The following is a 12,813-nucleotide window of genomic DNA, read 5'->3' as shown; positions in this document are numbered from 1 at the left end:
CCCATGCAACCGGATTTACCAGCGGGCCGGTGGCGGTGCGGTCAGCTGGTCGGCCAGCCGGGAGAGCCGGTCGCGGAACGAGCGGCGGCCGCGCGGCGCGGGCCGGCTGTTCTCCCCGGCCGCCGCGCTCACCAGGTGCTGCACGGTATCGAGGTCCACGTCGTCCGCACCGGTGACCGAGAGCGCCTCATGGGCCAGCCCCAGCACCTCCGGATCGCCGCCGTCCAGCGCCAGTACGGTCGCCCCGGCCCGCCGCGCGTCGTGCACACGCTCCAGCAGCCCGCCGTCCGGCCGCTCCGGGGCCACCACGAGCAGCGTCTCGCCCCGCCGTGCGGCCTCGATCCGGCCCAGACCGACGGCCAGATGCACCGGATCGCCCGCCTCCACCCGGTGCCGTACCAGCGTCGGACGCAGCTCGGGCAGCCCGGACCACGTGGACTCGTCGACCAGATGGGCGGCCAGATGCCACGGCTCGTACACCTCGGTCCCCACGAGCAGCAGCCCGCCGCCGTGCGGAACCACGGACGACCTGAGTGTCCCGGCGAAGCGCCGCGTCGCCGCGGGCCACTCGGTCCCGGCGAGCACTTCGCGGAGCAGCGCGACACGTACGGCATCCATGGTCCGGCATGATGCCCGAAGGCCCGCCGTGCCGCCCGGCGTTGACGGTGAACCCACCCGAAAGGGAGCCCACGTGGGCCTCGTCACCACGGCCGGAACCGCCGTGGTCCCCGCTCTGCCTGGCAGTAGTGTCGGGGCCATGACTACCCACGACAGCGGCAGCGCGCCCAAGCCCCCCGCCAAGGACCCCTGGGACCTTCCCGACGTCTCCGGACTGACCGTAGGCGTGCTCGGCGGAACAGGCCCGCAGGGCCGCGGCCTCGCCTACCGTCTGGCCCGCGCCGGCCAGAAGGTGATCATCGGTTCCCGGGACGCCGGACGCGCCGGTACGGCCGCCGCCGAACTCGGCCTCGGCGTCGAGGGCGCCGACAACGCGGACTGCGCACGGCGCAGCGACATCGTGATCGTCGCCGTGCCGTGGGACGGTCACGCCAAGACCCTGGAGTCCCTGCGCGAGGAGCTCGCCGGGAAGCTCGTCGTCGACTGCGTCAACCCGCTCGGCTTCGACAAGAAGGGTGCCTACGCCCTCAAGCCCGAGGAGGGCAGCGCCGCCGAGCAGGCAGCCGCCCTGCTGCCGGACTCCCGGGTCACCGCGGCCTTCCACCACCTCTCGGCGGTGCTGCTCCAGGACACGGCGATCGACGAGATCGACACCGATGTGATGGTGCTGGGCGAGGCCCGCTCCGACACCGACATCGTGCAGGCACTCGCGGGCCGCATCCCCGGCATGCGGGGCGTGTTCGCGGGCCGGCTGCGCAACGCGCACCAGGTCGAATCGCTGGTCGCCAACCTGATCTCGGTCAACCGCCGCTACAAGGCCCACGCCGGACTGCGTACCACCGACGTGTGACCAGGGCCTGTCCGTGCGGCGCGGCACGGCCCGGACCGGACGCCGAGCGGAATGGGGCATGAGGGACACTGGACGGGATCGCGCACCATCCCCGGACAGGAGCCCCCATGCCCCGCCTCGCCCTCTACGCCCTCGTCGTCTGCGTGCTCGCCGTCGGCGCAGCCGTGGTCTCCTTCGTCCAGGGCACCTGGCTCGGGATCATCTGGGTGCTGCTGGCCGGCCTCTCCTCCAACATGGCGTGGTTCTACCTGCGCAAGGACCGAGCGGCGACCGCGGACGCCCGCTAGCCGTTCACTGCGCACACCGGATTCTGCTCGCCCCAGAACTCCTGCCAGAAGCGGTACTGGTCCTGCCCGCAGTACGACTCGAGCTCACTCACGCCGAGCCCCTCCAGGAGCGCGTCGATCGCTTCGAAGAAGGCGATGTTCACCTCGGGGATCCACAGGATGCCGAAGACCGCGATCAGCCCGAACGGGGCGAACGGCTCCACCTGCCGGCGGATCCTGTGCGACAGCCAGGGCTCGATCACCCCGTAGCCGTCGAGACCCGGGATCGGCAGGAAGTTCAGGATCGCGGCCGTGACCTGGAGCAGCGCCAGGAACGCCAGTGCGTAGCGGAAGGCGAGCGGCACCCCGTCCAGGGCGTGCAGCCAGAACGGCGCCGTGCAGACGACCGCGAACAGTACGTTGGTCAGCGGCCCGGCCGCGGAGATCAGGCTGTGCCGCCAGCGGCCCTTGATCCGGCCCCGCTCGATGAAGACCGCACCGCCGGGCAGCCCGATCCCACCCATGATCACGAAGAGCACGGGCAGCACGATGCTCAGCAGAGCATGGGTGTACTTCAGCGGGTTGAGGGTGAGATAGCCCTTCGCCCCGATGGAGATGTCCCCGCTGTGCAGCGCTGTACGGGCATGGGCGTACTCGTGCAGACAGAGCGAGACGATCCAGGCCGCGGTGACGAACAGGAAGATCGCGAAGCCGGTCTGCCCCGCGAAGTCCGTCCACACCGCCCAGCCCGAGACCGCCGTGACGGCGACGATCGCCAGGAAGATCGGGCTGATCCTCCGGTCGCTGCGAGTGGCTGCGGTGGTCATCGGCGGAACTCCTGGTGGCTGGAAGGCAGGTGGCGAGCCCCGACAGTACGGGCGATATGGCGAGAACGTCCCGCTCCGGGACGTTGGTTCCTCAGCGGCTCGCGGCGCGCGGACGCGCCCGTCACGGGTGCTGTGGGGTGAACGGTCACCGTCACGGACAATGGGCGGGTGCGCTACACCATTCTCGGCACCACCCGGGCCTTCCGCGACGACGGTACGGCCGTCGCCATCGGCGGGGCGCGGCTGCGTGCCCTGCTGACCGTTCTGGCCATGCGTCCGGGCCGTACGGTCGGGGCCGCGGCGCTCGTCGACGAGGTGTGGGACGGCGATCCGCCCGCCGAAGCGGTGGGCGCCCTCCAGGCACTCGTGGGCCGGCTCAGGCGCGTGCTCGGACGGGCGGCGATCGAGTCCGTCGAGGGCGGCTACCGGCTTGCCGCCCAGGTGGACGACGTGGACCTGCACCGCTTCGAGCGGCTGACGGGGGAGGGGACACGGGCGCTGGGAGAGGGGAACGCCGGACAGGCGGTCGAGGCGCTCGACGCCGCCCTTGCCCTGTGGCGCGAGCCCGTACTCGCCGACCTGCCGGACCGTGCGGTCGCCGTGGCCGGACTGGAGGCGCGGCGGCTGGACGCCCGCCGCACCCGGCTCGCCGCGGTTCTTGCCCTCGGCCGCCCCGAAGAGGCCCTGCCGGAACTGGCCGTGCTCGCCGCGGCCCACCCGATCGACGAACCCCTCCAGGCCCTGCGTATCCGGGCCCTGCGCGACGCGGGCCGTACGGCTCAGGCGCTGGCGGCGTACGAGGAGGTCCGCACGGTTCTTGTGGACCGGTTGGGCACGGGCCCCGGCCCCGAACTGCGCGCCCTGCACACCGAACTGCTCCACGAGGACGTCCCGGCGGCGGTGCAGGCCCAGGCCGCAGACCGGGCCGCGCCCGCGACCGTGACGCAGGCTCAGGCCCCGGCCCCGGCCCCGGCCCCGTACGGAAATCTGCGCGCCAGGCTCACCAGTTTCGTCGGGCGCGAAGGGGATATCGCCGCCCTGCGCGAGGACCTCTCGCAGGCGCGGCTCGTCACCCTCCTCGGGCCCGGTGGTGCGGGCAAGACGCGGCTTTCCCAGGAGGTTGCCGAGACGTTCGCGGCTGCGTGGCCGGACGGTGTCTGGCTGGCGGAACTCGCCCCCGTCGACGATCCGGACGCGGTGGCCGAGGCCGTCCTGAGCGCGCTCGGGGCCCGCGAGACCGTGCTGCGGGGCGCGGGCGCCGAGGAGCTCCGGGCCGCCGAACGGAGCGCGGGCGACCCGCTCGTACGCCTCACCGAGCACTGCTCGCGGCGCCGGATGCTCCTGCTCCTCGACAACTGCGAGCATGTGATCGACGCGGCGGCCTCGCTCGCCGACCACCTGCTCGCCCGCTGCCCGGGCCTCACCGTCCTGGCGACCAGCCGTGAACCCCTCGGCGTACCCGGCGAGTTCGTCCGCCCCGTCGACCCGCTGCCCGACCCCATGGCGCTGCGGCTGCTCGCCGACCGGGGCGGCGCCGCCAGGCCCGGATTCCGGATCGACGCGGACCCGGAGACCGCGGTGGCGTGCGCCGAGATCTGCCAGCGGCTCGACGGACTGCCGCTCGCCATCGAACTCGCCGCTGCCCGGCTGCGGATGCTCGGCCCGCGTCAGATCGCCGACCGGCTCGACGACCGGTTCCGGCTGCTCACCAACGGCAGCCGTACCGTCCTGCCGCGTCAGCAGACCCTGCGTGCCGTCGTCGACTGGTCGTGGGAGCTGCTGGACACGGCCGAGCGCGCGGTGCTGCGCCGGCTGTCGGTGTTCGCGGGCGGCTGCGCGCTCGACGCGGCGGAAGAGGTGTGTTCCACAGACGCCGGAGCGGCGGTGGGAGTGGGAGCCGACCCGGTCGACGCCCGCGACGTCGCCGCCCTGCTGGGTCTCCTTGTCGACAAGTCCCTCGTCGTCGCGGCTCCCGGCGGCGACGGCGAGATGCGCTACCGGCTCCTGGAGACCGTCGGCGAGTACGCCTCGGAGCGGCTGGACGAGGCGGGGGAGCGGACCGCCGTCGAGCGGCGGCACCTCGGGTACTTCCGGGAGCTGGCCCGTACCACCGGACCGGAACTCCGCGGTGCCGGTCAGCGGGCCGCGATCGACCGGTTCCAGCGCGAGTACGAGAATCTGCGCACCGCACTGCGTCACGCCGTCGCCGCCCGCGACGAGCAGGAAGCGCTCTGCCTCGTCCTCTCCCTGTCCTGGTACTGGACGATGCGCGATCTGCGCACCGACGCCCGACACTGGGCCGAGGCGGCCGGCGCCCTGGGCCCCGACCCCTTCGCCCCGCCCGGCACCCCCGCGCCCTCGCTCATGGAGCGGTGCACCGACCGGCCGCCGCCCTGGGTGCCCGAGCAGCTGGAGGAGGCGCGGCGCGGGGTGCGGCTGGTCCAGCTGGTCAACATGGACCACCACACGGACTCATGGATGACCGAGGACAGCCAGGAGCGGCTGCGGGTGATCGCGAGCACGTACCGGATGGGCCAGCCGCAGACCTGCCGCACACCGGGCGCCTTCTGGATGTACGCGATCCTGCTCACCGGCGAGGTCGACCAGCTGCGTGAGCTGATGGACGAAACAGTCCGGGCCTGCCGGGAGTTCGGCTACGAGTGGGAGCTGGGAGGCGCCCTCCAGATGCGGGCCAACATCCTGGCCAACCGCCCCGACTGGGCGGGCGAGGCCCGGGTGGACGCCGACGAGAGCCTGGCGATCTTCGTCCGGCTCGGCGACGCCTGGGGCGCCGCGGAATCGCTCGCCTCCCGCGGCGAGGCCAATGAACGGGTCGGAGCGTACGCCCTCGCCGCCGATGACTACCTCGCAGCCATCGGCTACGCCGAACAGCTCGGCGCCCAGTCACAGGTCGCGCTGCTGCGGTCCCGGTACGCGGGGGTCCTCACCGAGACCGGCCGTGAGGCGGAGGCGGAAGCCATCCTGCGCGACATCCTCGACGGCGGACCGCAGCCCGGGCACGAGGCGATGCCGGCGGCCCGGCTGCATCTGGGCCTGTTGCTGGGGCGCGGCGGCCGTATCGCCGAGGCCCGGGACGAATTCACCGCGCTGCGCGAGGAGTTCACATCGGAGACGGTCGCGATCTTCGACGGGTTCGTACTCGGGTCGCTCGCCTGGCTGGACAACCTCGAGGGCGAGCACACCACGGCGCTGGAGCGGGCCCTGCGGGCACTGGAGAGCGCTCAGGACCGGCTGTCGCTGATGGTGGCGCCACAGATGATCTCCGTCCACCTGGTCACGCTCGCCTGGGCGCTCGGCGGTCTCGGCGGCGAACAGCACGGCAGGGACGCGGCGCGGCTGCTGGGTGTCCAGGCGACGCTCCTGCCGAAGGGCTACTTCCTGACGGCGATGGAACGGCAGAGCCTGGCCCGGGCGGAGGCGGTCGTCCGCGCGGCGGCCGGCGAAACGGCCTACGCGGCCGCGTACGCCGAAGGCGGCGGCCTCACCCTGGAGGAGGCCACCGCCCTGGCACAGGCGCACCGGTAGGCGCGGCGGTGCTCAGGTCTTCTTGCGGAACTTGCTGACCGCGAGCGGCGCCGTCACGAGGGTGATGCCCACGGACCAGGCGAGCGTCATCCACACCGAGTGGGCGACCGGCCCGCCCGACATCAGCCCGCGAGCCGCGTCCGCGAGGTTGGACAGCGGGTTGTAGTCGGTGAACGCCTGGAGCCAGCCGGGCATCGTCGCCGTCGGCGCGAAGATCGAGGAACCGAACTGGAGGGGTATCAGCACGAGCATTCCCATCCCCTGAACCGCCTGGGCCGTCTTCATGCTCAGCCCCAGCAGGATGAAGATCCACATGATGGCGGCGCCGAACGCCGCCGACAGCGCGACCGCTTCGATCAGGCCGAGCACCGAGGTCTGCAGCTCCATGCCGAGCGCGAAACCCATCGCCAGCAGGATGGACGTGGCCACCATCATCCGGCCGAGCTCGACCACTATCTTCGCGATGAGCACCGAGGAGCGGGCGATCGGCATCGTCCGGAACCGGTCCATGACGCCCTTGCGGAAGTCGTCGTTGACACCGGTGCCGACCGCCATGGCGATGTTCATGCCCATCATCGCCATGAGCCCGGGTACCACGTAGTTCAGGTACGTCTGCCGGTCGCCGCCCAGGCTCGCGCCGACGGAGCCGCCGAAGACGTACACGAACAGCAGCGTGAAGATGATCGGCATCAGGAGGACGTCGAACATCGACTCGGGGTCCTTCTTGATCTGGAGCAGATTGCGCCGGACCAGTGCCCCGATGTGGCGGAGGTTGCCCCGCAGACCGATCCGGCCCTCGCCGGCTTGCGCCCGCACCGGTACGGAATCGGTCGGGGTGGGCGTCAGAGTCGCCGTGCTCATACCGCGACCTCCTCGGGGATCGTGTCGGTCACGTGCGAGCTCTTCTCGCCGGTGATGGCCAGGAACACCTCGTCCAGGCTGGGCAGCGCGGTGGCGACGTGCGCGAGGGAGAAGCCCCGGGAGCCGAGGAGGCCGATGACGGCGGTCAGCTGCTCGTCGCTGAGGATCGGTACGTACAGCAGTCCTTCGTCCGGGACGGCCTGCGCGCCCGCGATCCCGTCGAGGCCCGCCTCCCTGAGCGCCCGTGCCATGGCGGGCAGCTCCGCGGGGTCGGACGGCCGGATGTGCAGGGTGCGACCGCCGACCTTCGCCTTGAGCTCGTCGACACCGCCGCTGGCGATGATCTTTCCCTTGTCGATGACCGTGAGCTCGTTCGCGAGCTGCTCGGCCTCTTCCATGTACTGGGTGGTGAGCAGCACGGTCGCCCCCTCCGCGACCATCCGCTGCACCTCGTCCCAGACCTCGTTGCGCGTACGGGGGTCGAGTCCCGTCGTCGGCTCGTCCAGGTAGAGGACGGACGGGCTGCCTATCATCGAAGCGGCGAGGTCGAGCCTGCGCCGCATTCCGCCGGAGTAGTCCATCGACGGGCGCTTGGCCGCTTCGGTGAGCGAGAACCGCTCGAGGAGCTCGTCGGCGCGTGCGCGCGCCGCCTTGCGGGGCAGGTCGAGGAGCCTGCCGATCATGTAGAGGTTCTCCCAGCCGGAGAGCTTCTCGTCGACCGATGCGTACTGCCCGGTGAGGCCGATGCGGCGGCGCAGCTGCCGGGGCTGGGAGACCACGTCGTAGCCCGCGACCGTGGCCTGCCCGGCGTCCGGGAGGATCAGGGTGGAAAGGATGCGTACGAGGGTGGTCTTGCCCGCGCCGTTGGGGCCGAGCACACCGAGGACGGTGCCCTCGCGCACGTCGAGGTCGACTCCGTCGAGTGCTTTGGTCTCCCCGTAGTGCTTGACCAGGCCCCGCACTTCGACGGCGTTCCCGCCGCGCCTGGGGTTCTTGTCGTTTCGCGTCATGGGCACCATGGGACCACCCGCCACTGACAACGCACCGATATTTCTCCGACAGCGGGCCGACAGCGGGCCCACGACGGCCGACAGCCCGCCGGAGGGGGAAGCCGGCGGGCTGTCGGTGGTGCGGGATGTGGTCCGTGATGCGGGCCGGGCGGATCAGTGGAAGGTGTGCTCCGGCTGCGGGAACGTCCCGCCGACGACCTCGTCCGCGAACTCCTTCGCGGCGTCGCCGAGCACCTTGCGCATGTTGGCGTACTGCTTGGTGAAGCGGGGCACCTTGCCGCCGGTCAGACCGACCATGTCGGTGTAGACGAGCACCTGGGCGTCCGTGTCGGGTCCGGCGCCGATGCCGACGGTCGGGATGTGCAGGGTGCGGGTGACCTCGGCGGCCAGTTCGGCCGGTACGAGTTCCAGGACGACGGCGAACGCTCCGGCGTCCTGCACGGCCTTGGCGTCGCGCAGCAGCTGCTGCGCGGACTCCTCGCCGCGGCCCTGCACCCGGTAGCCCATCGCGTTGACGGACTGCGGGGTCAGGCCGATGTGGCCCATGACCGGGATGCCGGACTCGACCAGGAGGCGGATCTGCTCGTGGGAGCGTTCGCCGCCTTCCAGCTTGACCGCGCCGACGCCGGCCTCCTTGATCAGCCGGGTGGCGTTGCGCAGGGCCTGGACGGGCCCTTCCTGGTACGAGCCGAAGGGCAGGTCGCCGACGACGAGGGCGCGCTTGGTGCCCCGTACGACGGCGGCGGAGAGGATGGCGATCTCGTCCATCGTGACGGGCACGGTGGTCTCGTAGCCGAGGTGACAGTTGCCCATGGAGTCGCCGACGAGCATGACCGGGATGCCGGCCTCGTCGAAGACGGACGCGGTCATCGCGTCGTAAGCGGTGAGCATGGGCCACTTCTCGCCGCGCTCGGTGGCGGCGGCGATGTCGTGGACGGTGATGCGGCGGGTGGACTTGCCTCCGTACAGCGCCTTGCTGCTGTCGGCGGGTCCCGCGGGGGGAGTGGCGGACTGGTCGTGCGCAGCCTGAAGCGACATTGCCAACGGCTCCTTCGTCATCTCGAGGCGCCCTGACGGCGTCCCCGGATCGCTTCCATGGTGGCATCCCGGCGCGGTCCGCGTGAAGTGGCCCCGCGCGGGACCTTCCAGGACGGCACGGCGAACAAGGCAAAGCTTTTCCAATACGAGACGGTCTCGTATCGAAATGGGGTTAGGCTCCTGGGCATGTCCATACCCTCCGGCGTTCCCGCCGTCGTGCCCCGCGTCCCGGAGGCGATCCACCGCCGCCGCTGGGCGATCCTCGCCGTCCTCATGTTCAGCCTGCTCATCGTCGTGCTGGACAACTCGATCCTGAACGTCGCGGTCAAGACGATCGCCGGCCCGGCGCCCACCGGTATCGGCGCCACCCAGAGCGAGCTCGAATGGGCCATCAACTCCTACACGCTCGTCTTCGCCGGACTCCTCTTCACAGCGGGCCTCCTCGGTGACCGGGCCGGACGCAAGAAGGTGCTCCTCTTCGGCATCGTCGTCTTCGGCATCGGCTCGGCCCTCGCCGCGTTCTCCTCCTCGCCCGGCGAACTCATCACCTGGCGCGCGCTGATGGGCTTCGGCGCGGCCTTCGTGATGCCCGCCACGCTCGCCGTCCTGATGAACGTCTTCGAGCGCGACGAACAGCCCAAGGCCATCGGTATCTGGGCGGGCAGCGTCGGCCTGGGCATCGCCATCGGCCCGATCACCGGCGGCCTGCTCCTCGAACACTTCTGGTGGGGCTCGATCTTCCTGGTCAACGTCCCCGTGGTGGTCGTCGCACTGGTCGCGATGGCGCTCCTCGTCCCGGAGTCGCGGGACCCGAAGCCCGGCAAGGTCGACCCGGTCGGCGTCCTGCTCTCGATCGTCGGCCTCGTCCTGCTCGTGTTCGGGATCATCCGCGGCGGCGAACTGGCCGACTTCACCGATGTGACGGTGCTCGCGCCCCTGCTCGGCGGTCTGCTCGTCCTCGCCGGTTTCGTCCGGCACGAGAAGCGCAGCAGCCACCCGGCCATCGACATCTCGTACTTCAGGAAGCCGGCCTTCTCCGCCGCCGTCGCCGCGATCGCCCTGGTCTTCTTCGCGCTGATGGGGGTGACCTTCTTCTCGGCCTTCTACCTGCAGAGCGTCCGGGGCTACAGCGCCCTCCAGTCGGGGCTGCTGATCCTGCCGCTCGCCGTCGCCCAGATGGTCTTCGCGCCGCGGGCGCGGCTGGTCGTCGACCGCTTCGGCGCCAAGGCCGTCTGCACGGTCGGCATGCTCCTGGTGGCGGCCGGACTCGCGGCGTTCGGGCTGTTCGGCGCGGGTACGCCGGTCTGGGTGCTGTGCCTGGTCTTCTTCGTCCAGGGCGCCGGGATGGCGCACATCATGCCGCCGGTCACGGTCGCCGTGATGCAGGCGCTGCCCGTCGAACGGGCCGGTTCCGGTTCGGCGATCAACAACACCTTCCGCCAGGTGGGCGGGGCGCTCGGCATCGCCGTACTCGGATCGGTGCTCTCCACGGTCTACCGGGGGGACATCGAAGGCCACCTCGGCAGCGTCCCCGCCGGGGCCAGGGACGTCGCGGGGGAGTCCATCGAGGCGACCCTCGGCGTCGCCGAGAAGCTCGGCCCGGCCGGAAAGCCGCTGGTGGCGGCGGCGAACGACGCCTTCATCGGGGCGATGCACGTGACCGCCCTCGGTTCGGCGGCCGTCGCCCTGATCGGCGCCGTGGTGGTGGCCCTGTTCCTGCCGGGCAGGCAGCCGGTACGGGTGGAGTCCGGCAAGGACGCCCCGGTCTCCGCCGGGGCGGGCAGCTAGCCGCTTCCCCGACCGGCTACGTTCACCAGGGTGCGCGGCCTCCGTCGCGCGGAACGGCAGCTGAACGACGGCCGTACGGTGCGGTGAAAGGCGGATTCACGTGCAGGCAGAGGACCAGGGCCGGGACCACGGCAACGATCCGGAACCCCGCCGAGGCCGCCCCCGTTCCGCCGCGGCGGAGCGGGCGATCCTGGACGCCGTGGTGGAGCTCCTGGAGGCCGGCGAACCTCTCGCCGGCCTCTCCATCGAGCGCATCGCCCGCACCGCCGGAGTGGGCAAGGCCACCATCTACCGGCGCTGGAGCGGCAAGGAAGAGCTCTTCGTCGACGTCCTGCGCGATATCGAACCCCCCGAACCCGCCGTCTCCGGCACCGCCGGACTCGACGACCTCCGGCTGCTGCTGGAATCGATGCGTACGCGCGGCCTCGCCCAGCGGTCCTCCGTCCTCCTCCACAACGTCTTCGCGCAGATGAAGAGCCACCCGAAGCTGTGGGCCGAGTACCAGGCCACGGTGATCGCGCCGCGCCGCGTCGCGATGCTCGCGGCCGTGCGCCGCGCCGTCGATGCCGGTGAACTGCGCGCGGACCTCGACGTGGAGCTGATGGACGACCTGTTCGTCGGCCCCATGCTCGTACGCACCGTCCACCGGCAGGACGCACCGCTGCCCGAGGACCTCGCCGACCGCATCATCAGGACCCTCCTCCAGGGGCTCGCCCCCGTAACCGCAGGTCACAGCTGACGCGCCGAAGCTCCGCGCGAGTGTGAGCGTTCTGTCACAAGGCCCCTCAGCCGTGTCCTGAACGGAACCCGCCGTGCCGCGACGGTCGTCCTGTGGTGCGTACGGCCGTCGTCGACGGCAGGAAAGCGCCGCCCATCGCCTAGGGTCGTGGGGCGCGGCGATGTGTAGGGCAAGGCAGTGAGGACAGCGCGATGGTGCAGGCGTACGGAGCGGACACCGGCAACGGCAGCGTGGAGCCGCCACGCACCGGAACCCGCCTCCAGGGCCTGCGCGAGAGATGGACGTCGGACCGCGGAATCTGGCGGCGCGGAATCCTTCTCGCCGTCTGCTCGGTCCTCATCACCCTCGTGATGATCTTCCACGCGCAGATTCCCAACACCATCGGCAACCTGGGCAGCCTCACCGAGACGTTCCTGCCTTGGATCGCGGTCTTCATTCCGCTGCTGCTGGTCCTGGGCCTCGTACGGCGCTCCGCGACCGCGCTGGTGGCCCTGCTGCTTCCTGTCGTGGTCTGGCTCAACGTCTTCGGCGGCCTGCTCACCGACAAGTCGGGCGCGGGCGGCGATCTCACCGTAGCCACCCACAACGTCAACGCCGACAACCCCGACCCCGAGGGCACCGCCCAGCAGGTGGCGGGCTCCGGCGCGGACGTGGTGGCCCTCCAGGAACTGCCGGGCAGCCAGGTGGCGACGTACGAGAAGTCGCTCGCCGCCCGCTATCCGCACCACTCGGTGCAGGGCACCGTCGGGCTGTGGAGCAAGTACCCGATCAGCGACACCCGGCCCGTGGACATCAAGATGGGCTGGACCCGGGCGATGCGCACCACGGTCGCGGCCCCGGAGGGCCGGATCGCGGTGTACGTGGCCCACCTGCCGTCCGTGCGGGTGAAGGTGAACGCCGGGTTCACGGCCAACCAGCGGGACAACAGCGCCGACGCCCTCGGCGAGGCCATCGCGGACGAACCGCTCGACCGGGTCGTCCTGCTCGGCGACCTCAACGGCACGATGAACGACCGCTCGCTGAACGCGGTCACCTCTCAGCTGCGCTCCACACAGGGCGCCGCGGGCGACGGCTTCGGCTTCAGCTGGCCCGCCTCGTTCCCGATGGCGCGCATCGACCAGATCATGGTGAAGGGCGTCGAACCCCTGTCGTCGTGGTCGCTCCCGGCCACGGACAGCGACCATCTCCCGATCGCCGCCCGCGTCGAACTCTGACGCAACGGCCCGTTCACCTTGCGGCATCGTCGATCTGCGACAATTTGTTTCGGTTG

At 71.3% G+C, this 12,813-nt stretch carries 11 protein-coding genes; 6 read left to right on the top strand and 5 right to left on the bottom strand.

Annotated features, from left to right (window positions below; translation table 11 throughout):
- Nucleotides 1-15: 15 nt before the first annotated feature.
- Nucleotides 16-618, bottom strand: coding sequence for a hypothetical protein (locus ACWGO0_RS21445; RefSeq protein WP_453537135.1), 603 nt, complete (start codon nucleotides 616-618; stop codon nucleotides 16-18).
- A 139-nt stretch (nucleotides 619-757) separates the two neighbouring features.
- On the opposite strand from ACWGO0_RS21445, the gene npdG reads away from it, so the two are divergent.
- Nucleotides 758-1,468: an NADPH-dependent F420 reductase gene (npdG, locus tag ACWGO0_RS21440; protein WP_453537132.1), complete on the top strand. Its 711-nt coding sequence runs from the start codon at nucleotides 758-760 to the stop codon at nucleotides 1,466-1,468.
- Between the two features lie 107 nt (nucleotides 1,469-1,575).
- Entirely contained in the window at nucleotides 1,576-1,755 is a 180-nt protein-coding gene (locus ACWGO0_RS21435) for a hypothetical protein (protein ID WP_453537129.1), read from the top strand.
- Here the strand turns inward: ACWGO0_RS21435 and ACWGO0_RS21430 are convergent.
- Nucleotides 1,752-2,561 carry a site-2 protease family protein gene (locus ACWGO0_RS21430; protein WP_453537126.1) on the bottom strand — a complete coding sequence of 270 codons (810 nt, stop codon included), beginning with the start codon at nucleotides 2,559-2,561 and terminating at the stop codon, nucleotides 1,752-1,754. The genes ACWGO0_RS21435 and ACWGO0_RS21430 overlap by 4 nt on opposite strands.
- 168 nt (nucleotides 2,562-2,729) lie before the next feature.
- Here ACWGO0_RS21430 and ACWGO0_RS21425 point away from each other — a divergent pair, with 168 nt between their 5' ends.
- The gene (locus tag ACWGO0_RS21425; protein ID WP_453537123.1) at nucleotides 2,730-6,107 is read left to right on the top strand and encodes an AfsR/SARP family transcriptional regulator; all 3,378 of its coding nucleotides are present in this window, start codon (nucleotides 2,730-2,732) and stop codon (nucleotides 6,105-6,107) included.
- A gap of 12 nt (nucleotides 6,108-6,119) precedes the next feature.
- Here ACWGO0_RS21425 and ACWGO0_RS21420 read toward each other — a convergent pair whose 3' ends face one another.
- The 3 genes from ACWGO0_RS21420 to panB all read right to left on the bottom strand — a co-directional run bounded on the left by ACWGO0_RS21420 (nucleotide 6,120) and on the right by panB (nucleotide 9,016).
- Nucleotides 6,120-6,968: an ABC transporter permease gene (locus tag ACWGO0_RS21420; RefSeq protein ID WP_453537120.1), complete on the bottom strand. Its 849-nt coding sequence runs from the start codon at nucleotides 6,966-6,968 to the stop codon at nucleotides 6,120-6,122.
- Nucleotides 6,965-7,987, bottom strand: coding sequence for an ATP-binding cassette domain-containing protein (locus ACWGO0_RS21415; protein ID WP_453537117.1), 1,023 nt, complete (start codon nucleotides 7,985-7,987; stop codon nucleotides 6,965-6,967). Before ACWGO0_RS21415 ends, ACWGO0_RS21420 begins: the two co-directional genes overlap by 4 nt.
- Nucleotides 7,988-8,131: 144 nt before the next feature.
- The gene (gene panB / locus ACWGO0_RS21410) at nucleotides 8,132-9,016 is read right to left on the bottom strand and encodes a 3-methyl-2-oxobutanoate hydroxymethyltransferase (RefSeq protein ID WP_453537114.1); all 885 of its coding nucleotides are present in this window, start codon (nucleotides 9,014-9,016) and stop codon (nucleotides 8,132-8,134) included.
- A gap of 186 nt (nucleotides 9,017-9,202) precedes the next feature.
- On the opposite strand from panB, the gene ACWGO0_RS21405 reads away from it, so the two are divergent.
- From ACWGO0_RS21405 to ACWGO0_RS21395, 3 genes are all read left to right on the top strand, one after another.
- Nucleotides 9,203-10,804, top strand: coding sequence for an MFS transporter (locus tag ACWGO0_RS21405; protein WP_453537111.1), 1,602 nt, complete (start codon nucleotides 9,203-9,205; stop codon nucleotides 10,802-10,804).
- A gap of 100 nt (nucleotides 10,805-10,904) precedes the next feature.
- Nucleotides 10,905-11,543 carry a TetR/AcrR family transcriptional regulator gene (locus ACWGO0_RS21400; RefSeq protein WP_453537108.1) on the top strand — a complete coding sequence of 213 codons (639 nt, stop codon included), beginning with the start codon at nucleotides 10,905-10,907 and terminating at the stop codon, nucleotides 11,541-11,543.
- A gap of 191 nt (nucleotides 11,544-11,734) precedes the next feature.
- The gene (locus ACWGO0_RS21395; RefSeq protein ID WP_453537105.1) at nucleotides 11,735-12,757 is read left to right on the top strand and encodes an endonuclease/exonuclease/phosphatase family protein; all 1,023 of its coding nucleotides are present in this window, start codon (nucleotides 11,735-11,737) and stop codon (nucleotides 12,755-12,757) included.
- The last annotated feature ends 56 nt before the right edge of the window (nucleotides 12,758-12,813 follow it).

The sequence above is a fragment of the Streptomyces sp. NPDC055749 genome, assembly GCF_053617235.1.
This window is presented reverse-complemented; position numbering and strand designations above follow the sequence as displayed.